The sequence below is a fragment of the Shewanella sp. GD03713 genome, from assembly GCF_029843705.1.
Classification (GTDB): Bacteria; Pseudomonadota; Gammaproteobacteria; order Enterobacterales; family Shewanellaceae; genus Shewanella.
On sequence record NZ_JAOCIW010000001.1, the window covers coordinates 1,231,864 to 1,256,455 of the forward strand.

General features: G+C 49.0%; 16 protein-coding genes. 8 read left to right on the forward strand and 8 right to left on the reverse strand.

Annotated features, from left to right (window positions below):
- Positions 1-499 precede the first annotated feature (499 nt).
- From N5E87_RS05480 to N5E87_RS05490, 3 genes are all read left to right on the forward strand, one after another.
- Positions 500-1,738: an efflux RND transporter periplasmic adaptor subunit gene (locus tag N5E87_RS05480; protein ID WP_011716183.1), complete on the forward strand. Its 1,239-nt coding sequence runs from the start codon at positions 500-502 to the stop codon at positions 1,736-1,738.
- A gap of 13 nt (positions 1,739-1,751) precedes the next feature.
- The gene (locus N5E87_RS05485; RefSeq protein ID WP_086904346.1) at positions 1,752-4,901 is read left to right on the forward strand and encodes a multidrug efflux RND transporter permease subunit; all 3,150 of its coding nucleotides are present in this window, start codon (positions 1,752-1,754) and stop codon (positions 4,899-4,901) included.
- A 123-nt stretch (positions 4,902-5,024) separates the two neighbouring features.
- Positions 5,025-6,293 carry an HD domain-containing phosphohydrolase gene (locus tag N5E87_RS05490; RefSeq protein WP_279775142.1) on the forward strand — a complete coding sequence of 423 codons (1,269 nt, stop codon included), beginning with the start codon at positions 5,025-5,027 and terminating at the stop codon, positions 6,291-6,293.
- Between the two features lie 20 nt (positions 6,294-6,313).
- On the opposite strand, the gene N5E87_RS05495 is transcribed toward N5E87_RS05490, so the two are convergent.
- Both N5E87_RS05495 and N5E87_RS05500 read right to left on the reverse strand, forming a co-directional pair.
- Positions 6,314-6,787, reverse strand: a complete 474-nt coding sequence (locus N5E87_RS05495) for an NYN domain-containing protein (protein WP_279775839.1) — start codon at positions 6,785-6,787, stop codon at positions 6,314-6,316.
- 152 nt (positions 6,788-6,939) lie between these two features.
- Positions 6,940-7,707 (reverse strand): helix-turn-helix transcriptional regulator, encoded by a 768-nt coding sequence (locus N5E87_RS05500; protein ID WP_086904348.1) that lies wholly within the window; start codon positions 7,705-7,707, stop codon positions 6,940-6,942.
- A gap of 144 nt (positions 7,708-7,851) precedes the next feature.
- On the opposite strand from N5E87_RS05500, the gene N5E87_RS05505 reads away from it, so the two are divergent.
- Entirely contained in the window at positions 7,852-9,039 is a 1,188-nt protein-coding gene (locus tag N5E87_RS05505; RefSeq protein WP_086904349.1) for a multidrug effflux MFS transporter, read from the forward strand.
- A gap of 82 nt (positions 9,040-9,121) precedes the next feature.
- Here N5E87_RS05505 and N5E87_RS05510 read toward each other — a convergent pair whose 3' ends face one another.
- The 4 genes from N5E87_RS05510 to N5E87_RS05525 all read right to left on the reverse strand — a co-directional run bounded on the left by N5E87_RS05510 (position 9,122) and on the right by N5E87_RS05525 (position 15,818).
- Positions 9,122-12,277 carry a multidrug efflux RND transporter permease subunit gene (locus N5E87_RS05510; RefSeq protein WP_086904350.1) on the reverse strand — a complete coding sequence of 1,052 codons (3,156 nt, stop codon included), beginning with the start codon at positions 12,275-12,277 and terminating at the stop codon, positions 9,122-9,124.
- A complete protein-coding gene (locus N5E87_RS05515) occupies positions 12,277-13,389 on the reverse strand; it encodes an efflux RND transporter periplasmic adaptor subunit (protein WP_086904351.1) in 1,113 nt (370 codons plus the stop codon). The genes N5E87_RS05510 and N5E87_RS05515 overlap by 1 nt, the downstream gene beginning before the upstream one ends.
- A gap of 199 nt (positions 13,390-13,588) precedes the next feature.
- A complete protein-coding gene (locus N5E87_RS05520) occupies positions 13,589-14,383 on the reverse strand; it encodes a transporter substrate-binding domain-containing protein (protein WP_086904352.1) in 795 nt (264 codons plus the stop codon).
- Between the two features lie 277 nt (positions 14,384-14,660).
- Positions 14,661-15,818, reverse strand: a complete 1,158-nt coding sequence (locus N5E87_RS05525) for a metallophosphoesterase (RefSeq protein ID WP_126512659.1) — start codon at positions 15,816-15,818, stop codon at positions 14,661-14,663.
- A 559-nt stretch (positions 15,819-16,377) separates the two neighbouring features.
- Between N5E87_RS05525 and N5E87_RS05530 the strand changes: the two genes are divergently transcribed.
- Positions 16,378-20,049: a PilC/PilY family type IV pilus protein gene (locus N5E87_RS05530; protein ID WP_279775143.1), complete on the forward strand. Its 3,672-nt coding sequence runs from the start codon at positions 16,378-16,380 to the stop codon at positions 20,047-20,049.
- Between the two features lie 22 nt (positions 20,050-20,071).
- Positions 20,072-20,407: a TapY2 family type IVa secretion system protein gene (locus N5E87_RS05535; protein WP_279775144.1), complete on the forward strand. Its 336-nt coding sequence runs from the start codon at positions 20,072-20,074 to the stop codon at positions 20,405-20,407.
- Between the two features lie 128 nt (positions 20,408-20,535).
- On the opposite strand, the gene N5E87_RS05540 is transcribed toward N5E87_RS05535, so the two are convergent.
- On the reverse strand, positions 20,536-21,189 hold the full coding sequence (locus N5E87_RS05540; RefSeq protein WP_089068238.1) for a DsbA family protein: 654 nt from the start codon (positions 21,187-21,189) through the stop codon (positions 20,536-20,538).
- Positions 21,190-21,300: 111 nt separating this feature from the next.
- Positions 21,301-22,200, reverse strand: a complete 900-nt coding sequence (locus N5E87_RS05545; RefSeq protein ID WP_279775145.1) for an MBL fold metallo-hydrolase — start codon at positions 22,198-22,200, stop codon at positions 21,301-21,303.
- Positions 22,201-22,389: 189 nt separating this feature from the next.
- On the opposite strand from N5E87_RS05545, the gene N5E87_RS05550 reads away from it, so the two are divergent.
- Together N5E87_RS05550 and N5E87_RS05555 are read left to right on the forward strand one after the other, a co-directional pair.
- Positions 22,390-23,313 carry a LysR family transcriptional regulator gene (locus tag N5E87_RS05550; RefSeq protein ID WP_086904357.1) on the forward strand — a complete coding sequence of 308 codons (924 nt, stop codon included), beginning with the start codon at positions 22,390-22,392 and terminating at the stop codon, positions 23,311-23,313.
- A gap of 267 nt (positions 23,314-23,580) precedes the next feature.
- Entirely contained in the window at positions 23,581-24,588 is a 1,008-nt protein-coding gene (locus tag N5E87_RS05555) for a TIGR00341 family protein (protein WP_011716198.1), read from the forward strand.
- Positions 24,589-24,592 lie beyond the last annotated feature (4 nt).

Below are 24,592 nucleotides of genomic sequence, written 5' to 3' on the forward strand. Positions count from 1 at the left end.
GGCTAGGGCGTGTTGACGTTTCAGGGTTATTTTTGCAGCAATTTGGCTGGCTTTTATGCAAGGCAAAGTCCGTGCTGTGTAGTTATTCTACATAAACGGACGATAACGCAGCAGAAACGCCAGCCAAATGCTGCCCGAAGGGTTCGTCTGGCAAGCCCTTGCTCTTACTTTCTGTCATAAGAGCCGCTCGTCATTTGAGTAGAATAACTACACATCATTCCTCGTTTCGCGAGCACGTGCTTGCCAGAACGAACAAAATCTAATCTCGAAACGTCAACACGCCCTAATAACCTCAAAGGCTTAACTACATAGTTTCACGCTGTCACAAAAAATTAAATACTAGTCGGTACAAAATAAGTTGACAGAGTCAGTTTACACCATATATTACCGTCCAGTACATAATATTTTTTACCAGTCGGTATTTATTGGTTTTGACCGAGTGCCCATCACTGAAGTCTGTCTTAAACGAGATAAATGCCTGCCACATGAGGATTGTAAGATGAAAAGTAACCAACCTTTACGGATATTGATGTTGACTGCCGTGGCGGCTTTTGTCCTTTCGGCCTGTGGTGAACCCGAAGCCCAGCAGGGGCAAGCACCGGGTGCACCTAAGGTCGATGTTGCGCAGGTATTGCATGAGCGTGTTACCGAGTGGGATGAATTTACTGGCCGTTTGCAGGCGCCAGAGAGTGTGACCTTAGTGCCACGCGTATCTGGCTATATCGCGTCGGTAAACTTTAAAGAAGGCGCCTTAGTGAAAAAAGGCGATGTGCTCTTCCATATCGATGCGAGTGTGTTCGAAGCGGAAGTGGCCCGGTTAAGAGCAGATCTTGCTAGCGCGCTCTCTGCTGAGCAACTGGCCACGAACGACTTAGAACGTGCCCGTAAACTCTTTGCCCAAAAGGCGGTATCTGCAGAATTACTCGATACCCGCGAGTCTAACAAACGCCAAACCACGGCGGCCGTAGCCTCTGTGAAAGCGGCGCTGCTGCGCGCCGAGTTGGACTTAGATTACACCCAAGTGCGCGCGCCGATTGATGGCCGAGCCTCCTACGCCAATGTCACTGCGGGTAACTATGTGTCTGCGGGGCAGAGTGTATTAACCAGCTTAGTGTCGACCGCCAGCATGTATGCCTACTTCGATGTGGATGAGCAAACCTATCTAAAATACGTCAAGTTAACCGCCGAGAAAAAGCGTAAAGACCCTAGGGCTGGCGACAATCCCGTGTATATGGCGCTGGCCAACGAGCGCGAATATCAACACATAGGCCTAGTGGACTTTGTCGATAATTCGATGGACAGACAGACAGGCACTATTCGAGTGCGTGCTACGTTTAGCAATGAAGACAACAGCTTGCTCCCTGGTCTGTTCGCCAGATTACGTACCGCCGGTAGCGGCGCCTATGACGGCATCTTAATTGACGATAAAGCCGTGGGCACCGATCTGAACAACAAGTTCGTCTTAGTGGTGGCAAACGATGGCACCGTGGAGTATCGCGGCGTCACCCTAGGTGAAAAAGTTCAAGGTTTACGCATTGTTAAGCAAGGTTTAGCGGCAGACGACAAAATCGTCGTCAATGGTATGCAAAGGGTTCGTCCTAAGATGCAAATTGAGCCACACCTGGTTGATATGGCCGACAGCGAACAGCTAGAGGCGCTTCGTCAAGCTCAATTACTGCTTGATAAACATCAAGAAAATATCACCACTCCAGACGTTGAAGTAGCGAGCCGCGGTTAAGGAATCCAACAGAATGTTGTCGCAGTTTTTTATTAAAAGACCGATATTTGCAGCCGTTCTCTCGCTGCTGTTTTTTATCACCGGGGCGATTGCCGTCTGGCAATTACCCATTACCGAATACCCTGAAGTGGTGCCTCCGACGGTCGTGGTAACCGCCAACTACCCTGGCGCTAACCCTAAAGTCATCGCCGAAACGGTTGCCTCGCCCTTAGAGCAGGAAATCAACGGCGTCGAAGACATGCTGTATATGTCATCGCAGGCGACGTCCGATGGACGCATGACCTTGACCATTACCTTCGCCATTGGCACCGATGTGGACAGGGCGCAAACCCAAGTACAGAGCCGGGTTGACCGTGCTATGCCACGTTTGCCGCAGGAGGTTCAACGCCTTGGGATTGTGACCGAAAAGTCCTCGCCAGACTTAACCATGGTGGTGCATTTACTGTCGCCAGATAACCGTTATGACATGCTGTATTTGTCTAACTACGCGGCGCTCAACGTAAAAGATGAGTTAGCACGGATCAAAGGCGTGGGCGCGGTGCGTTTATTCGGTGCGGGCGAATATAGTCTGCGGATCTGGCTTGACCCGAATAAAGTCTCGGCGCTTGGCATGTCGCCAGCTGAAATTATCGCCGCGGTACGTGAGCAAAATCAGCAAGCGGCAGCGGGCAGTTTAGGGGCGCAGCCTAGCGGTAATGCCGACTTCCAACTCTTGATTAACGTTAAGGGGCGTCTGACTGAACTGTCAGAATTCGAAGACATTATCATCAAGGTCGGGCAAAACGGTGAGGTGATCCGTCTTAAGGATGTGGCACGCGTCGAACTCGGTGCAACCAGCTATGCGCTGCGTTCATTGCTAGATAACAAGGACGCGGTAGCTATTCCAGTGTTCCAAGCATCAGGCTCGAATGCGATTCAAATCTCCGACGATGTGCGCGCCGAAATGGCAAGACTGGCGAAGTCTTTCCCCGAAGGGCTGCAATACGAGATTGTCTACGACCCGACTGTGTTTGTGCGTGGCTCTATCCATGCGGTGGTGAAAACCCTGCTCGAAGCCGTGCTCTTAGTGGTGCTCGTGGTGGTGCTATTCCTGCAGACTTGGCGTGCCTCGATTATTCCGCTGGTGGCCGTGCCTGTGTCTTTGGTGGGTACCTTCGCCTTTATGCACTTGATGGGCTTCTCGCTCAATGCGTTGTCGCTGTTTGGTTTGGTGCTGGCCATCGGGATTGTGGTCGACGATGCCATCGTAGTGGTAGAAAACGTCGAGCGAAATATCGCCTCGGGTTTAAGCCCCATTGCCGCAACACAAAAAGCCATGAAGGAAGTGACTGGGCCGATTGTGGCAACCACCTTAGTGTTGGCCGCGGTGTTTATTCCGACCGCTTTTATGAGCGGATTAACGGGGCAGTTTTATAAGCAGTTCGCGCTGACTATCACGATTTCGACCTTTATTTCGGCCATTAACTCGCTCACTTTGAGCCCAGCGTTATCGGCGTTGTTGCTCAAGGGCCATGATGCGCCTAAAGATGCGCTCACTCGGTTAATGGATAAGCTGTTTGGTGGTTGGTTATTTACGCCATTCAATCGCTTATTCAACCGTGCATCAGAGGGTTATGGCTATTTAGTGCGTAAGGTGATCCGTTTTGGCGGCATTATCGGACTGGTGTATCTGGGGATGGTTGCGCTCACGGGCGTGCAATTTGTAAATACCCCAACGGGTTATGTGCCAGGACAGGATAAGCAGTATTTAGTGGCATTTGCCCAATTACCGGATGCGGCCTCACTCGAGCGTACCGATGCGGTGATCAAGAAAATGTCCGACATCGCCTTAAATCACCCCGGTGTGGCGCACTCTATTGCCTTCCCCGGTCTGAGTATCAACGGTTTTACCAATAGTCCTAACTCGGGCGTGGTGTTTGTTGCCCTAGATGATTTTGAGTTACGTAAGAGTCCTGAACTGTCGGCGAATGCGATTGCCGGCCAATTAAATCAGAAATTTGCTGGTATTCAGGATGCGTTTATTGCCATCTTCCCGCCGCCACCTGTGCAAGGCCTCGGCACTATTGGAGGGTTCCGTCTGCAAATTCAAGACAGAGCCAACCTTGGTTATGAGGCCTTGTATCAGGTGACCCAACAAGTGATGTACAAGGCGTGGGCTGATCCACAATTAGCAGGGATTTTCTCCAGCTACCAAGTGAACGTGCCACAACTTGAACTGGATATCGATCGGACTAAAGCGAAACAGCAGGCAGTGTCGCTCGATCAAATTTTCCAGACATTACAAACCTATATGGGCTCGACCTATGTCAACGACTTTAATCGTTTCGGTCGAACCTATCAGGTGAATATGCAGGCCGACGAAGCATTCCGTCAAAGCCCGCAGCAGATCAGTCAGTTAAAAGTGCCTAATGTGAATGGTGATATGATCCCACTCGGCTCCTTTATCAATGTGAGCCAGAGTGCGGGGCCCGATCGTGTGATGCACTATAACGGTTTCACTACGGCTGAGATTAACGGTGGCCCTGCACCCGGTGTGAGTTCGGGCCAAGCGCAGGCGGCGATTGAGAAAATCCTCGCCGAGACTTTGCCGATAGGTATGACCTACGAGTGGACTGAGCTGACCTATCAGCAGATCCTCGCTGGTAACACAGGCTTGTTAGTGTTCCCTCTGGTGATCCTGCTGGTATTTATGGTGCTGGCGGCGCAGTACGAGAGTTTGAGTTTGCCATTGGCGATTATCTTAATCATTCCAATGACCTTACTCTCAGCGCTTAGTGGTGTGCTTATTTATGGCGGTGATAATAATATTTTCACCCAGATTGGTCTTATCGTCCTCGTGGGCTTAGCGACCAAGAACGCGATTCTGATTGTCGAATTTGCCAAAGAAAAACAAGACCATGGCATGGAAGTCATGGAGTCGATTCTCGAGGCGGCGCGCTTACGTTTACGCCCCATCTTGATGACCTCTATCGCCTTTATCATGGGGGTGGTACCCATGGTGTTTTCAACAGGCGCGGGCGCCGAGATGCGTCAAGCCATGGGCGTCGCGGTATTTGCCGGTATGATTGGGGTGACACTGTTTGGGTTAATCCTGACACCGCTGTTTTACTATGCCCTCGCTAAACGCGGTCGCCGTAAAGCGGAAGCGCTAACGGCACAATAATTAAGCCAGTTCAATCTGTTATCTCCTTAAAAGACCTGCAAATGCAGGTCTTTTTTTATTTTTGCGGGTAAATATCGACGAAGTAACTATAGTTAGATCAGTGCGTTAAATTAGGAAAATGCGATGAATGCTTTTCAGCCCCAAGAAATCAGCATCAAAATTGATGTGCGGCATGCGCTGTTAGCCGTGGCGACGGCATTGGATTTTGTTGGCGTGGATGACTTACACCACGGTCATCGGGTGGCTTATATCGCTTATGAATGCGCCAATGTGCTTGGCTGGTCAGATGAAAAGAAGCAGTTTGCCTATTTTGCGGGGCTTATCCATGACTGCGGCGTGTCTTCCTCCGAGGAACATCTACGCCTACTCAAATTAATGCAGCCAGAAGATGCCACCTCCCACAGCCGCCGTGGGTATGAGGCATTAATGAAGTGCCCTATCCTAGATGTCTTTGCCCTCACTGTGCTTTATCACCATACACCTTGGCTAGAGTTGCAAACCGCGGCAATCTCTGAGTTTGACCGTGACCTTGCTGCATTGGTGTTTCTGGCCGATCGGACCGATTTTCTGCGGGCGCGCTATACCCATGGTTGTCATCAAGAGCTTATCACCCTCCATGAGGGGTTAGTTGCGGATAATTTGCTAGCCCACAGTGGCGTGCTCTTCGAGCCTAATATGGTGGCGGCCATGTGCCAATTAGTCAGTAAAGACGGTTTTTGGTACAACATGGAGGCTGCCCATATCGAGCAAATGGCTCTCGAGTTTGAAGCGAATCAACTGTACGACAAACAGTTGGATCTCGAAGGCGTTAAGCAGATATCAAGATTTTTGGCGCGGATTGTCGATGCCAAGAGCCCCTTTACTTTTCATCATTCGGACAAGGTGGCACTGCTGGCAAAACTGGTCGCTAAGGATTGTGGCATATCGGATACCGATGCCGAGTTATTGTATGTGGCTGGGCTGTTACACGATGTTGGTAAGCTCAAAACCCCCGATTTATTACTCCATAAGGAAGGCAAGCTGACTAGGGAGGAATACTCGATTATGAAGCGCCACACAGTCGATACCGACCACACCTTAAAGAGCTTTTTTCCTAAGTCTGTGATTGGTGAGTGGGCGTCAAACCACCATGAGCGTCTCGATGGCTCGGGCTATCCCTTTAGAAAAAGACAAGAACAGTTAGATTTACCTTCGCGTATCCTTGCACTCGTCGATGTATTTCAAGCCTTAACCCAACATCGGCCTTATCGAGGTTCTATGTCCTTAAGTGAGGTGCTGGAGATTATGTTGCCTATGGTTCAACAAGGTAAGTTGGACTCGAACGTTTATGATGTGTTGCTAGCCGATGCGGATAATTTTTACCAACTCTCGACACAAGAGTATGAGGCTTAGTGGCTCACTAGCGTAAAAGGTTAGAGCAGTAAATCGGGAGTGATAGGAATAAACTGCGTGGCAGCATCCATTAGAGATTTTGCCGTGAGGGAGGGCACGCCATACACCTCAGCCTCGATGGCGTATTTTTGCCTTATCTTATCGAGCAAGAGGGCAAAGTCCCCATCGCCAGACAGCAAGATTACAGTATCCACCTCGGGCGCCATCTCCAGCACATCTATGGTGATGCCCACATCCCAATCACCCTTTGCCGAACCATCACTGCGCTGAATAAAGGGCTTAAGTTTTAGCTCAAAACCAATATGTCTCAGCGCATCTTGAAATTTTAACTGACCATCGTCCCCGCGATGAATGGCGTAGGCGATGGCGCTGACAATCTCACCCTGCGCGCTTAACTGTTGCCAGAGTTTGCGATAGTTAAACTGGCGCTGATAAGCCTCACGGCAGGTGTAGTAGATGTTTTGCACGTCGACAAAGAGGGCGATTTTTTTCAAGGGATAAGTTATGGCTATCAGTTGGGTGACTCTGCGCACTATAGCACAGCAAGGCGGGTAATGGCGCGAGTAGGCAAAACTGCAATGGGTCTAAAAGGGAGTTACCGTGTGTAGCTGCGCTTAATGGATTGTTAGCTAGATTAACGGATTGATTATCTAAAGTATTGCGCCGGGGTGGTGCCGGTATATTGTTTAAAAAAGCTGATAAAGGCGCTGTCGCTGGAAAACTGTAAATTAAATCCTACCTGCGCCACCGAGGCGCCCGCAGCTAATTGCTCAATAGCTGAGAGCAAGCGCCATTGTTGCCGCCACGCCTGATAAGCCATGCCCGTTTCGTTACTAAAGATACGGCTGATGGTGCGTTCGCTGGCGCCGATTTCAATGGCCATCTCCTGCAAGCTGGCGGGGATTATTTGCTGTTGCTGCAATTGCTTAAGCCAAGTTTGCAGCCGTTTGTCCTTGGGCAGGGGTAAGCTTAAATTCTGTGCATCCGCATGGAGTAACTCTTCAATTAGCAGTGCAAAGGCATTGTGCTGGCTGTGTCTGGGTTTGTCCCAAGGCCAAAAGGACATAGTGTCGATTAACGCTTTGAGTAACGGATTCACATGGAAAATCGTGACTTTATCCGGCAAAGACGCCACGGTTTCAGGCTCAAAGTAGAGTGAACGATAGGCGACTACATCGCGCATTGTGACTTGGTGTACCACGCCTGCGGGCAGCCAAGCTGCACGGGTTGGCGGCAATACGACTTGAGTATCGGCTAAGTTAAACCGCATACATCCCGCCGATGAGTAGAGCAGCTGAGCCTTGCGGTGCTGATGTACACCTGAGTCATGCTCGCCAATTTCGGCGGCAATGCCAATCACTAGGTTGTCTAAGGCATCGGGATTAAATTGCTGCTCGGGTTGAATAAAGGCCATGTTGTCTTATTTTTGATGTTTTTTGTCTAAGTGTCGTTAATTGTCACTTGGGGATCCTATCTATACTGCGCCCTCTTTGACAAGTATGGAGCGCCGTTTTGGTTTATCGGTTAACACTGAAAGGCTAAAACGCAGATAAAAATCATGAAAATAAAACCACCACTCTGGCTGTGCGTGCTGTTGATGATGTTTCCGCAAATTATGGAAACCATCTATAGCCCGGCTTTGCCAAATATTGCAGAAAACTTTGCGGTGTCTGTTGCCAGCGCCTCGCAAACCTTATCCGTGTACTTTATCGCCTTTGCTATAGGCGTATTTTGCTGGGGTCGTTTAGCCGACATCATTGGTCGACGCAACGCCATGCTTGCGGGATTAGTCTGTTATGCCATTGGTTCAGCCTTCGCATTGATGATTAGCGACTTTACCCTGTTGCTGCTGGCGCGCGTATTATCGGCCTTTGGTGCGGCAGTCGGGTCTGTCATTACTCAAACCATGATGCGTGACAGTTACAGCGGGGAGGAATTGGCCAAAGTCTTTTCGGTGATGGGCATGTCTCTTGGGATCAGCCCGATTATCGGATTGCTATTGGGGAGTCTCCTCAGTGCTTATTGGGGGTATCAAGGGGTGTTTGTCGCCCTGATGGTTTCTGCCATAGTGCTGTTGTTTTTGTCGCTAAAATCTTTGCCCGAAACGAGGCCTGCACATACCCAAAAAATCCCGATAGTTGAGTTAGCTATTAAGATGCTTACCGACAGCGAGATAATTAAAAACACCTTGCTGGTGGCCTCATTTAACTTGATGTGGTTTAGCTACTTTTCATTGGCGCCATTTATGTTTGAGGCGCAAGGGTTGTCGACGCTTGCCTTCGGGATGAGTGGGTTGTTATTGGGCCTTGGCGCATTCCTTGGCAGTTATTTTAATAAACTATTACTAGGCAGAGGTTACTCCAGTGCACTATTAGTGCGGTTAGCAAGCCTTATTGCACTATTCGGGGGACTCGGTATTTGGCTCATCCAATCGACTGATATTGGCTTGAACAATGTTTACTTCTTACTACCCATGCTGTTGATTGTGATTGCTTATGGGATCGCTATTCCTAATATCCTAAGCTCGGCGCTGGCAAACTACCGCGCTTATGCTGGTTCTGCTGGCGCGCTGTTTGGACTGTTTTATTACATTCTGTTGGGGCTAGGTTTAGGCGCTGCGGGCATGGTTAGCCATCTTGGGGGCGTGATTAGCTTCGCGGCGCTGCTTTGTGTGGGGCTTGGTTTGACGAGCTTGACTAACTTGACGAGCTTGACAGGGCGCAGAGGGAGCGGTTCTCAGACTTAAATAAAAAAGCCAAGGGGAAACGACTCCCTTGGCTTTATGGTTTTAACAAACATCCTATGCCGTTTAGTTTTACTGTATCGCGCTAGGCTTTGGCTGTTTGTTCCTGTTGATTGGCTGCCTCTTGCGCCGCTAACTCTTGCGCTGCTAATTCTTGAGCCTTAATGGCCGCCTCAAGTTTCGCCTCAACATAACCCGGTGAATGGGTCGCTGCCGAGATTAAACGGTACATGGCCGGGATCACGAACAGGGTTACAAAAGTGGCGAAGGTCATGCCGAAGAACACTACAGTACCCACGGCAATCCGACTTTCAGAGCCCGCGCCCGATGAGAAGATCAGCGGCACTGCGCCCACTAAGGTGGTGAAGGCTGTCATCAAAATGGGGCGTAAGCGACGAGTCGAAGCGTCGATAATGGCTTTATCTAGGGCTAAACCTCGGTCACGCAATTGGTTGGCAAACTCGACGATTAAGATACCGTTTTTAGTCACCATACCAATCAACATGATCATCCCAATCTGGCTATAGATGTTAATGCCCTGACTGGTGACTAACAGGCCGAGGAAGCCACCGAATACCCCCATAGGCACGGTAAACATCACCACTAAGGGGTTGATAAAGCTTTCAAATTGCGCCGCCAGTACCAGATAAGCCACTAGGAGCGCTAAACCGAACACGATTAAGATGCTGCTCTGGTTTTCTTTAAAGTCCTTAGATTCGCCGGTATAACCGATGGAAATATCCTTAGGTAATAACTCAATCGCCTTATTATCCAAAAACTTCAAGGCTTCGCCCAAGGTGTAGCCTTTACTGATGTTGGCCTTGAGGGTGATGGATTTTTGCTTATTGGTATGGCTAAGTTTTTGTGCCGAGGCGACTTCTTCGATATGGGTTAGGGTATCGAGCGTCACTAATTCGCCCTTGGCCGAGCGCATATAGATTTGGCTCAAATCGCCAACGTTGTTAAAGCTGTTTTCATCGCCGCGCAGATACACATCGTACTCTTCACCTCGGTCGACATAGGTGGTTTCTTTACGACCGCCGAGCATCACTTCTAAGGTTTGCGAGACTTCATCGACGCTGATCCCAAGTTCTGCCGCCCGTTCTTTATCGACGGTGACGATAAGCTCCGGTGTGGTTTCGGCATAATCTAAATCCGCGCCTTCCATCATAGGACTGGCATTGGCTTCTTCTTTTAATACCTGCGCCCATTTAAACAGCTCGGCGTAATCTGAGCCGCCGAGGACGAATTGTACTGGCTCACTCGATTGGCCCCTAAAGCCTGGCATCATAGGGCGAACCATCACGTCGGGAATGTCTTTTAAGGCGTTACTGATAATGCCAAGAGCTTGTTGCGCCGTGACATGGCGATGTTCCCAGTCCTCTAACTGCATGATCACAAAGCCTGTTTGATCGCCAGCGCGGCCACCGAAGGCGGGGGCTTGAACGCTAAAAGAACGTAACACGCCTTGGCCGAGCAGGGGCATCAGTCGGTCTTCGACTATGTCCATGTTCGCTGTCATACGGTTATAGCTAGTGCCTTCGGCGCCTTTTACGAAGGCGAACAGTACGCCGCGGTCTTCCTGCGGTGCTAACTGTGAGGGCACTTGTTGCATTAACCAGGCACTGCCGCCAACGCAGGCTAGGATCACCAGTGGCGCCAACCATTTAAAACGGATCGCCTGAGTCACGCCAACACGGTAAACCTTTTCCATGCGGGCGAAACCACTGTCGACGAAACGGTTAAAACGGTTCGGTTTAACATTGGCTTTGAGCAGTTTGCTACTCAGTACTGGCGTCAGCGTCAGGGCGATAAGTGAAGAAAACAGCACAGATACCGCCAGCATCACCGAGAACTCGGTAAAGAGTAAACCGACCATGCCCTCCATAAAGGAAATCGGCAGGAATACCATGACTAACACTGCTGTGGTGGCCACAACCGCAAAACCTACTTCCCGCGTGCCTTTGTAAGCGGCGAGCAGCGGCTCTTCACCGCGCTCAATATGGTGGAAGATGTTTTCTACCACGACGATGGCATCGTCAACGACAAGACCGATGGCGAGAATTAATGCCATCAGCGTCAAGAGGTTAATCGAGTAACCAAACATATTGGCGGCAATAAAGGCTGAGATCAGTGACACAGGTACTGTCACCGCAGGGATGAGGGTCGCTCTGGCTTGGCCGATAAAGATGTACAGCACTAATACCACAAGGGCGCCAGTCACATAGAGAGTGTTGTATACCTCGTTAATTGAGCGGTCGATAAAGACGGTCGAGTCAAAGTCCACCACTAGGCTTGTGCCTTCGGGGAGAAAGTCTTGAATTCTATCGACTTCTTTATGGACTTCCTGCGCCACAATCAAAGGGTTCGCATCGGACTGAGTGATAACGCCTAAGCTTAAGTTAACGATACCATCGCTCTTAAAGGTGGAGTTTTCGTTCTGGGCGCCAACGGCCACATCCGCCACATCCTTTAGATAGATAGGCGTGCCATCGCTGGCGGTGCGAACCACTAAATAGTCAAAGTCCTTCGGGGTGTAATAGAGTCGCTTAGTGCGCACCGACATTACAGTGGTATCGTTACGTACTTGACCGCCTGGGGTTTCAACGTTTTCTTTACGCAGTGCGTTAATAATGTCGGTGACAGTAACATTGCGTCCCGCCATTTGCTCGGGTCTGAGCTTAACGTACATCACCTTGTACAAACCGCCCGAGATGCTGATGGAACTCACGCCGCTGATGAGGCTAAATCTGTCTTCTAATACGCGCTGGGCGTAATCGGTCAGCTGAGTTCTGTCCATTACGCTTGAGCTTAAGTTGACATAGACAGAGGGCTCGCCAGAGCCATTGTCCTTAGAGACGACAGGATCGTTGGCATCTTCAGGCAGGCGGCGCTGGGCGCGGGCCACTGCGTCACGCACATCACTCACGCCTTCGGTTAAGTTCCAACCGAGGAGGAATTTCACTGTGATCCGCGAGCTGCCATTACGGGTGGTTGAGGTGATTTCATCGATGCCGCTGATCCCCGTGAGTTCATCTTCGAGGGTCTTAGTGATTTGGCTCTCCATAATCGCGGCCGATGCACCTGAGTAGCTGGTACTGACTGTTACCACTGGGCTTTCGACATCGGGCATTTCCCGTACCGACAGTTTAGTGAAGGACACTAAACCAAACACGCATAACAATAAGCTTAAAACGATCGCGACGACGGGGCGCTTAACGGAAACATCGGACAGCCACATTATTTCGTCTCCGCGGTGTTGACGTCTGACTTAGCGGCAGGACCTTGAGTCTTGTTATTGGCTTCGAGCACGACTTCATTGATCTTTAAGCCATCGCGCATATTCACTAGCCCTTGCACTACCACTTTGTCGCCAATCTTGAGGCCAGAATCGATAAGCACTTGATCACCCACGCGGGCGCCTAAAATCACTTCGGTGCGATGGGCGATATGGTCCTCGCCAACCACATACACGTAGCGCTTAGTGCCTGAATATTCTAAGGCTTGTACTGGCACAATTGGGGCGGAAATCGGTGGGAAGGTGATGGTCGATGACATCATCATGCCGGGCTTTAAGCGGTTTTTCGCGTTTTCAAATTGCACGCGGATTTTCAGGTTTAAGGTTTCTTCATTGACGCGTGGATCGATGGCAACCACTTTGCCGATAAAGGTTTCCCCCGGCCAAGCGCGGCTGGTCGCGGATACTGGCATACCAATGCTCAGCTGTGACAGAAAATGTTCGGGGACTTGCAGGTCGAGTCGCATGCTGGATAAATCATCCAAGGTCATCAGCTCAGTGCCTATGCTGACCATTTTACCTTCGCTGAAGTTAATCAGACCGGTTTTGCCGGCAAAGGGGGCAATCAGCGAATGGTAATGTAAATCCGCCTGCGCCGAGGCGAGTCGTGCTCTGGCGATATCGACGCTGGCCTTTTGCGCATCGATTTCGGTTTGAGTGATGGCATTGCGGCTGATGAGTTTTTCAAATTCCCGGAGTTTACGGGTTTCATCATTTAAAAAGGCATTGGCTTCGGCCACTGCGGCTTGGGCTTTCATATCATCGAGTTCGATAAGCAGCTGGCCTTTTTTGACCGCTTGGTTTGATGTCACTGCGATTTGCTTAATCTTGCCCGTGACTTGCGGTGCGATGACCACAGCGCGATCGGCGGCGAGTTTACCTATGAGTGAAATCGATTGTGCCAGCGGATGTTCAATCACTTCTCCGGTTACCACAGGTACAGTGCGCATTAAATGGGGCGCGCTTTCGGGTTTGGCCGCTTGCAGTACATCACTAAAACTCACAGCGGCGGCAACCGCAGCGACTAAGGCAATGGCTATTATGGTTTTTTTCATTGGAATGATTATCTCGCACAAAGACGGTTAACAGGCGTACGCACTAATGGCGCTATTCTAGTGAATAACCGTCATCAGGTGGGTAAAAGTTTGTAAAGTTAAGCACTCGAAAGTGAAAGAAATTGTGTTTTGTGTCGAGATACCCCATGGCAATCTCATTCGTCCCGTTCGAAGTGGCTATGATAGCCGAGTTATCTTGCTAAGGATGTGCTTGTGTTCGTATTTTCTCTATCGGATCTAAGCTGGATTGAATTTGCGGATATTGGCTTAAAATCGCGTCAAGACGGCCATCCTGGGCCATGCTTTCAAGGCCTTTATTAAACTCATCGACTAAGGTGGCCTGATCGGCAACCGCTAACGATACCCCTAAATGGAATACCTCAGTTGCTATGGGTTCGCCAACTTGTTCAAGGGCATTGAGATACTCATCGCCATGTTGCTTGATTAAATATTGGGCAAGATTGTAACCAATCAGCACTAAGTCGATGCGTTTTAGAAACAATTTCTTAAGATTCATCTCATCGGAATTGCCTTCCTCTGTGGTTAACCCTGCTGCGGCAATCTCGGGCGGATTGGCGTAGCCGCGACCAATGCCTATGGTGAAGGGCTTAAGCTCACTCAATTGACTAAAATGTAAGGGGTTATCTTTACGTTTAAAGAACACTATCTGTACGGCTTGTATGGGATCGGAATAGTGCGCCCATTGCTCACGTTCTTTGCGATACCAAAGGCCGATAATGCCATCGGCTTGGCCAGTTTTGACTAGCAAAGCTGCCCGCGCGAAGGGATAGAATTTTACACTGGCATGGTAGCCGCGACGTTTAAAGGCTTCTTTGACGACGAGAGCGACGCCGCCTTGATCGGCTAACTCACTGGTATAAAAGGGAGGATAGTTAGTTGCGACCAGTGTTAACTCTCGCCCCGCTAAACTGGGTGCGGATAATCCTAAGAGCTGTAATACAAGGCTAATCTTGATTAGCGACTTGAAACCCATACTTATCCTTTAAATATACGGAGCCACTTTGCTGAGTATAGGGGCTGTTTAGGGCTTGAGCGGGAATTTTGTGTAATGGTTCTACTGTGTTGAAAACGCTGGAAGCGAATGGTGGCAACAGCGATGACTAACGTTAGGGGATAACTCTTAACGAAAGGGGAAGTGAAGTTATTGCTTTGACCAATAAATAGGGCTTATGGGGAAAGCCCATAAGCCCTTAATCATCTTGTTCTGTGCTTATCTTCGAGTTGTGCTTATTTTAAAGCTTGCTCTTATTTTAAAGCGTTAGCTGTTCACCTTGGTACAGACCACGGGTGAGCTTGTCTTGATCTATCAGTAATAGCTCACCCGATTGACCATTCTTAATGCTGCTATCAATCGCAATGATTTTATTATGATAAAGCCCAAGAACCCGATCCTGCGAGGTGTGGCCAACTATGATGTGGTCAACCTTAAAGTAGTTAAGGATCTGGTCAATTTCTTGTTCGTTAAGCGCGTCTTTAAAGTAGCCACGGTACCAAGTCGGACCGTTGGTGAAGAACAGGAAGTTCAGCAGATCGTTTTGTTTTAAATCTTCTTTTTTATCGTCTAAATGTTGGCGAAATAACTGATTGGCATCGCTGATATTGAGTTTACGCTCGACCCATTCTGGGCTTATTCCGCCGTGCATAAACAGCAAATTATTGATTTTCACCAACGTGTTTTTACTGCGAAGCCAACGGCCGATTTCGGTGTCTTTGTTGTAGAGCGCATCATAGCTGCGATTGAGTAATTCCGCCGAGGTTTGATAGCGCTCATTCACATAACGTAAGTCGCCGCGAAACACCATTTGCTCGTGGTTGCCCATGAGTAAATGTAATCGACCACCGGCGGCTTGGGCTTGCTTATCTAACTCATATAAAAACCACAGAACTTCGTTAACTTGATGACCGCGGTCGAACATATCGCCCGTCATCACCATATGGCCATCACCAAAGGCCCAACGATGTTGGTCATCGATAATTTTGTGCGCCTTGAGCAAGTTAATCATCACATCAAATTGGCCATGCACATCGCTCAGGGCCACTATTTTACCCGCATGGGTATAAGTGTCGGCTTCAACTTGAGGCGCTTCGCTATGACGTAAGGGCTGTGGCAAGTTGCCGCAATCATTTGGGCGAGCCAATTGATTGTTTGCGATAGGGGTTTGTTTTAACTGACTCTGGCAGATCCAGTAGGCGGTATTTTCTTGCCCTTGATTGAGAAATACATAGGGGCCATCTGTGACCGGGGAGCTTGGATCAGCACTATAACTGGCAACGGAAAATAAGCTGAGCAGGGTCAATAAGACTCCCTGAGCGGCGAGCGTGCGACGTTTTGGGGTTGATTCGGACGAATACACATCCTGCGATGGGCTGTTGGCATGGGGGAGGCCAGATTCGGAGACTAAGTGCATTCGATGTTCCTTATATCGTTTTACGCCGCCTATTTAGGGTTGGTTAGCATAATGTTAATAATTAGATGCAGCAAGGGGCATAAAGATGGGATATTTTCATGATGGACTCACTGAATGCCTAAAATACCGCTAAAAGGATAGCGATAATTGAGCATCGAAATCGGATAGCAAGATAGAGAGTTGAAATGAGCTGATCGTATTTTACGCATATTTAAATGCGTTATTTTGGAATTGATTTTAAGCGGAAGTTATACGGTTACTTTTAAATAAATTATTCCTGATACCTTTAAATGATGACTTTTAAGTGATTATTTTTAGTGCGCATCATTGTGATCTTGTTGATACATATTTATCAGTTTAAATAGTTTTGTTTATTTATTGCCAAAGAAGTGTTGATAATGGTAAAAGTCAGTTCGTGTTACCTAATGCTATGATTTTACTGGCTTCCATTCGGTAATGGTGTTGGTTGTTTTGGCATCGGCTTTATTGTTAATCTGTGGATTAATAATAAGACGCTAGGTAAAAGTGTTTTTATCTAAATAACAGATATGCGTACTGTATGATTCCGTCTTTATTAACATGCCAGCCTAATAATAGGGTGGCGTCCTCTCTTGCTCGTGTTTCTTCACTGATATCCCTTAACGCTCGACCACAAAACGTTCGCCATACGTTAACGTCAGTCATTTCTCTTATTCTGTCGAGTGTAATTGTGAGTGCGGCCAGTTTATTTATGGCGCCGACTCACGCCGATGACACAGAGCTTTATGTTTTCGAAGCGTCCGCCCGTAATGGCTCGCGTCCACAGGTGCTGATTATTTTCGACAACTCGGGCAGCATGAGCAGTCTCGCCTATGATGTCGAAGCGCCCTACGAGAATAAGCGCGATGTAAATTATGCCCAATCGGGTAATTTATTCTATAGCCGAGGCTCATCGGAAAACGAGGCTGCGCCCAACCCTAATTCAGGGCGGGAAAAACGTAAGTTCAAAGGGGCTCTCAATGGCTGCGAAAGCTCATGGGAATATCTGAATCGTTACGGCACCTTTACGGGGTTCTTTAGGGAATATGGTTTTTCGGGAAGCTCGGGGTCTTGGAGAGAGTTTTCAGAGCTTAACGGCAGTTCCATTTCCGCCGTCGATTGTTTTGAGGATATTCAGGAAAACAAGTTCGGTAACGCGGCAGGTGAAGCCCAAGGTTTACCCGTGGATAGCTTAGGGACGGCGAGCAAACCGGTTCGTTACACTAAAGCCAGTATTAACTCGTCAGACAGTGTAAAGTCCGCGGCCAAGGCGAAGGCGGAAAAGACCGCGTTTGGTACTGGTAAAGTGGTTACCGTCTATACCGAAGATTACTTAAACTGGCTGCATGGTCCTAAAACTAGGGTCAATAAAACGCGACTGGCCTTGGCTAAAGATGCGATTGAAAGTGTGATTTTAACCACGCCGGGTGTGGATTTTGGTCTAGCGATTTTCAATATGAATGGCCCCTATGATGGGCAGCGTGACGGTGGGCGGATTATCTCTGGGATTAAGCCGATGTCCGCTGCAGCTAAAATTGATCTGCTTAAAGGGATTAATGATATTAACTACGCCCAAAATACCCCCTTATGCGAAACCCTCTATGAGGCGTACCGCTATTTCGGCGGGCAGAGTCAGTATTTTGGTGACGACGACAGCGATTACCATTATTACGACCGCTGGGGGCGCTATCAGGGAACTTACGAAGCGAAAAGAAACCCTTTTACCGATCCAGAAGCATTAGTCGTGGGGACTAATAACTATAATTCGCCCTTCAAACGTTGCCAAAATGAAGCCTATATCATCTATATCACCGACGGTGAACCCACCTTGGATAACGCGGCCGATGGTTTGGTGGAGCAATTAACCAAAGGTGTGGGAAAACATACCTCAAGCCCCGTCAGCTACCTCAGTGCGCTTTCGGGCTGGATGAGAAACGAAGACGTCAATCCTAATTCTGCGGGTAAACAAACCGTTAGAACCTTTACCATCGGCTTTAGTGAAGGTGCCGCCAGTGCCGAACATTTGCTGAAGCAGACCGCCGAAAATGGCGGAGGTAAGTATTTCGATGCGACCGATGCCAGTAAATTACGCTCTTCATTACAAACGGCCCTGAACAATATCCTCGAAAAAAATGCCAGCTTTACCTCTCCTTCGGTGGCGAGTAATAACTTTAACCGAACACAAACCTTTGATTCCGCTTATTACTCTATGTTTTTGCCGAACAAAGGACCGAGATGGTTAGGCAATATCAAGAAATTTAAGGTGACTAGTAGTGGTGATGTTGTCGATAGCAAAGGCAACAATGCGATAGGCGAAGATGGCAACATCAAAGCCGAGGCCTGCTCCTATTGGACCTCGGCCGAAGAGTGTGGTGCGAGTGGCGATGGTAACGATGTGAAGCGGGGTGGTGTGCTAGGTGCAATGCAGCAGGCGAGTAGTCGCACCTTGTACAGTAATTTAGGCACGGGATTAAGCCCGTTTACCCTGTCGAATGCCTCTCGCAAAGCGGGGGGCGATGCACGTTTGGCCTTGTATATGGGGGTTGATGAAACTGAGCTTAGCGAGCATTTTGATTGGGCCAAGGGCATCGATGTCGATAATGACAAGAATCAGGACCTCAGTGCCGCGAGTGGCGCAACCCCCAACTGGCGCGCCGATATTATGGGGGATGCTTTACATTCCAAACCCTTAGCACTCAATTTTGGCTCTGAAGATCAGCCCGATATTCGGATTATCGTGGGGACTAACCATGGGTTCCTGCATATGTTCAAGGATGAAGGCGATAGCGTGTCTGAGACTTGGGGTTTTATCCCCTATGAGTTGCTGCCGAATTTTCGCGATCTGAAGGCGAACGCGCCAACGGGCGTGCACTCGGTATACGGCATCGATGGCTCGCCAGTCGCTTACACCAAAATGCAGGGTAAACGTATTGAAAAAGCGTGGGTGTTTGTGGGGATGCGCCGTGGGGGAAATGCTTATTATGCCCTCGATATCACCTCCCCCGATAATCCTACTTTTATGTGGAGGATTGATGCCAGCTCACCGGGAATGGGCGAGTTAGGTCAATCCTGGTCGACGCCTGTCGTCACCACGATTCCGAGTGCCACTGGGGATAAACCCGTGCTGATCTTCGGTGCGGGATATACTCCTGCGACCAAGGATGGCGCCGAAATTGGCAGTGACGATAGCCAAGGCCGAGGCGTGTTTATTGTCGATGCCGAAACAGGCGCGTTAATCCATCAATTTGGTGGCAATGGCGCAAACACCCAATTGCCGGGGATTGCGAACAGTGTTCCGAGCAGCGTTGCCGTGTTAGACGGTAATGGTGATGGAAGAACGGATAGGATTTATGCCACTGACACACAAGGGAATGTGTGGCGAATGGATATGCCTTCTGCAAATACCTCGACCTGGTCGGGATTTAAATTTGCCGCATTAGGGGATAGGAGTTCGGTGGCAAGTGACAGACGATTCTTCTCCGGCCCCACGGTCGCGCAGACCATTATCACCAATACCTTCGAGTTGACTCAGGTGGTCAACGGAAAATCGACCAAGACAGTGACGAAGCAGAATATTCCCTACGATGCCGTAGTGGTGGGTAGTGGTCACAGGGCAAAACCTAACGATGTGTCCCGTTCGGATATGTTTTTTGCCTTGCAAGATAGGAATGTTGTGACCCAATCATTCCAAGGTAAGCCTAATCAAAAGCCAGTGCCGAGCGCCTTAACCTTAAGTGATTTATACGATGTGACTACGGCGGCGCCAAGCAACCAAGCTAGTGAAATCGCCTTTGGCAAAAAACGGGGTTGGTACTATCAGTTCCCTCTGAAAGGTCAAAAGAGCCTTTCGTCTGCAATTATTGTTGGCGGTGCTGTCCAGTTTACTAGCTTTGCGCCTGGCAGTGATGCTTCGGAGGACCAATGTTTAAGTTCGGGTAGGGGATTTCTTCATAAGAGAAATTTACAGAAGGGAACAAATGGTTACAGAACCGATTTCTTATATGCCGGTGAACTGGTTTTGGATACGCCGCAATTGGTCATCCCCCCGGCTGCACAGCCCGATGACCCCAATGCTAAGGCTCCCACTCCAGATATGTTTTTGATTGGGATTGGTAAGGCAGTGCCTGAGGAGGCGACTTGTGAGAGCGGTAATCCTAAGTGTATCGGCAGTGGGCCTAAGGCAAATAAGATTTACTACTACGTAGATCAATGATGCAAAGCCTTAATAAATTAATATGAGTGATAGCGTAATGATGAAATATGGTGCCATTTTTTTGTTGCTGTTATGGGGGCTTCAATGGCCTGCAATGGCGGCAGAAAAAGAGAAACGACAGGATTACAAATGCTATTTAGAAACGAATCAAGGAGCTAAGTTGATGCGTTTCTCCTGGTTTGAATCTAAAGCCGAGCAGTATCAACTGTCTTTACCCGGAACAAAATTACCCCGTTTACCACAGGATAAGCCGATAGCACTCTATGTTAAGACTGTGCTGGAATGCGTGAAAAAGGCGGAGAGTTTTACCCTCGAAGAGGCCAAGCAGGCCGAGCTTGCTCCTGAAAATCAAGGTTAACCGATTGTCTAAGCCTTTAAAAAGATTTAGATAATCGCTTTGTGCTCAGGACTAAAATATTACGCCTTAGGTATTAAACCTCCTAAGGCGTATGCTTTTAAACGCAAACTTGATAAGAAAGCTGCCGATTAGGATAGCTGCTCATTCAGATATTCAAGCCACTTCGAGGGTTGACCGTAAAAGCGGCTGTGATTGAGAAGCTTTAAGTGACCTTCACTGGTCTCTAGCGCCACGGAGGGAAAACCTTGGGCGCCGAGCTGATTCATTAATGCTCGTGAAGCGACGATATGTTGATAAAGGGCTTCTTCATTTTCGGCGTATTCTCGGGCAAAGGCGGCGCCATCTATGCCCAATTTTTCCGCTAAAAGATGCAGGTTATTTTCATCGCTTGCGCACTTGCCATCACGATAATGGCCGAGCTGCATCGCATGTAAGTATGCTAAATCATTGCCACCTAAGGCAGTCACTGCGAGTAACGCCCTGATGGGCAGCGCCGAATCCAATAGGATACTCGTGTCACGCAATAGGCCTTCGTAGTAGTTTTCACCAAAGACTTGTCCGGTTAGTGCGGCAATACGTTGATCATGGGGCATGACATAGTCGCGCCATTGATTATCAATCTGTTTGCGTCTTGGGCCTGTGAGCATGCCGCCCGCGTGGAGTTTGATGCTAAATCCGGCAGCGGCTGCGGCATCAAACAGCGGTGCGGCGGCATAACACCAACCGCACAGAGGGTCGATAATGGCATGTAAAACGGCCTGTGGATTTTCATTGGTATTCATGGGGACTTCCTATAAAACGGGCTGAACTGAGTTGTACTGAGCTTTGGCTTGAGTGCTAACCAAGGCTTACATCAGAATGAATGGGGCAGGGAATACCGTGCCCCGATGCGTTTACATGGGCCAGCGCATTTCGCCCATAATCACTTTGGCGCTGATCTCAAGGCCCACATCGCTGGGGATTTGTGGGTAGAGTGCGAGCATTTTGGCAATTAGGTCCGCAGAATTTTTTGCTGTTTTAGCTGCATTTTCAAAGGCATGAATATAGTCGCGGGTAAAGCTAATTGAACGCTGATCAAATCTTGCCTTGCCAAGATAATGGCCAGGGATCACTGTTTCGGGGGAGAGGGCACTCATTTTATCCAAATGGGCTAACCAAGCCTGGCGAGACTCGATACTTTGGGTATCAGCTATCCAAACATGGGTATTATCAAATACTTCAACTCCGCCAGTGATTGTCTTAGCCGAAGGTACCCATAGGAAGGTATGCTTAGGGTGAGCATCCTCTAGACCTTCAATCAGCACTTGTTCACCATCGATACTAAAGCTATTGGTTGTCACCACCTTTGGCAGCACTAATTGGCTCGGCGCATTGTCCTTTAAAATCGGTCCCCAGTAGGCGAGTTTGCCTTCCATCGAGGCTTTAATATCATCGACCGTGGTTTGGGTTGCGACGATTTCTACCTCGGGGAAGTTTTGCTTAATCACATCCAAACCAAAGTAAAAGTCTGGATCGCTGTGGCTGATATAAACCAAGGTGAGTTTTTTTCCGCTGGCCTTAATGGTATTCACTAAAGTCTGGGCATCATTTTTTTGGAACTGAGCATCGACCAACATCATTTCATGCTCGCCACTGATAAAGCTGGAGGATACGGCAAAGATGCTGTTTTCACCCGGATTAAAATGGCTCACTTGCAAAGGTGCGGCCTGCGCCGTAGCCATTCCTGCCACAAGCATTGCAGCGGCGAATTGGGGTTTGAAGCTGGTCAAGCTTAGGTTATTCAATAGTGTCATTTCAGTTCTCACTTATTCATTCAAATAGGCATTCGGTGATTTGCACTGCTGCAAAAGTGAGCTTAGTTTAGGTTGCAAAAAACGTTAGATAAACACGGAAAATTGCGCTTATTTGTTGCATAATTCGGATGAATTGGCGTTGAAAGCCGAGAATCTAGTGCAAGCTAATCAACAAGGGGCGAATAAACCATGGATAGACTCGAAGCGGCAAAGGTGTTTGTGACTATTGTCGAACGGGGGAGCATGATTGGCGCCGCCGAGGCGTTAGATATGTCGCGCTCCATGGTGACCCGTTATTTGGCAGAGATGGAAGAATGGTCAGGCGCCCGTTTATTGCACCGCTCTACGAGACGTTTGAGCCTGACCGATGCGGGTGAACAAGTGCTCGATTATTGTCAGCGTTTGCTTGAGTTGGCGCAGGAAGTCCCCGCCGTCAGTCATGCTCAGAGTGCCCAGCCCCGAGGGCTACTGCGGATCAGCTGCTCGCAATTTATGGCGCATTTACTCCTCCCCAGCGTCGTGCGTCCTTATTTAGCCCAATACCCGCAGGCGAGTGTGAACTTTCATGTGACGAGTCAAACCGTTGATTTAGTGGCTGAACGAATCGATCTTGCCATTCGAATCACCAACGAACTCGACCCTACGCTTATCGCCAGACGTTTAGGCGAGTGTGAGTCTGTGGTGTGCGCTGCACCGAGTTATCTTGCCTGCCATTCGGCCATCACGCATCCCGAGGATTTAACTCGGCATAACAGCCTAACCTATTCCTACTTTGGCGATGTGATGTGGCGATTCACTCAAATGCCTGTCGCCGCGAAGGCAACGCCAACGCAGGAAGTCGGGCAGATATTTAATATTCCGGTGAAGGGCAACCTAAGTGCCAATGACTCTATGGTGGTGCTAAACGCCACCTTGGCGGGGGAGGGAATTGCCATGCAGCCCCTGTGGGCGGCAAAACCGCACCTCGATTCGGGGGCATTAGTGCCATTGCTGCGGGAATTTAAACCTCAATCCTTAGGCGTGTACGGGGTGTATCAATCCCGCAAACATATGCAACCCGCATTAAGGGTGATGATGGATATGCTAGTACAGCATTTTAATGGCGCAATATAAGGGCGTGATCTTGAATGCGCGACTTGCAACTTGCGCTTGCATCTCTATGAGATAGTGGTGACAGGGTTGCGTTGTTCGTTCGACTCTGTCCCTCCGGTTAACGTCACTTTGGAATCGTTAATCAGTCCCAGCTCCTTCCTTCGATTTATATTTTGCGCCAGACGCTTAAACCCCATTGCGGCTATTTTCTGTTCAGCTATATTGGTTGGGATATTTTTGTTTTAAATGTGCAACTTAGGTCCCATCCTCCCTTGCTGAGCAGACGATATGAGCGAAGATATTAAAGATCACAAAGAAATTACCCGCGCGAATATTCGCGTCAATGCCCAGCTCGATGTGCCCTTTTTGGCGATGAACACCCTAGCGGCCATCATCGCCAGCTACGGACTCTTGGCCAACAGCGCTGCGGTGGTCATTGGTGCCATGATTGTCGCTATGCTGTTTTCCCCCATTTTGGGCTTGGCATTAGGACTGGTCGAAGGGGAAAAGCTGCTAGTCCGCCATGCCATTAAGAGTTTAATCGTGGGGAGTATTCTGGTTTATTTCACCGCCTTTTTAATTGGCTTTCTGCATTCCGATATTCCCATCACGCCGGAGATCATGGCGAGAACGGCACCAAACTTTCTCGATTTAATGGTCGCGTTTGCTGGCGGTGCAGCGGGCGCCTATGCGACTATTTCGCCGCGGTTAAGTACTTCCTTTGTAGGGGTAGCGATTGCTACCGCATTAGTGCCGCCCCTGTGTGCCTCGGCGATATTGCTAGGCCATGGTAATTTTGAACTCGCCCGAGGCGCCTTCTTACTGACGTTTACCAACATAGTCGCCATCCAATTTGTGTCCTCCGTGGTGCTGTGGTTGAACGGTTTTCACGGATTTTATTTTTGGCAAAAAAGCTCGCTGTGGGAGTTGCTGAAACGTAACTTCATTACATTGATTTTGCTGGTTATTTTGATTATCGCCCTCAGCGTGAATCTGCATAATGTGGTGGCAAGGCAATTGTATGAGAGCAAAGTGACTCGCATTGTGAGCGAGCAGCTACTCAAGTTCCCCAATATGCGGTTGATTAAAGTCGGGATTGAGGAAGAGGCGAGTCAATGGATAGTGCGGGTCACCGTTGGCGGCATTAAAAAACCAGATGCCAGCTTTGTGCGACTACTAGAAAGTGAGTTGACGCAGACGGGGCAAGTAAAACCGGCGACCGTGCGCGTGCGTTACTTTCAGGTCGATGTGATTGACCGCGATGGTGATGTGAAAGCGATTCAGGAACAGGATTAGTCGG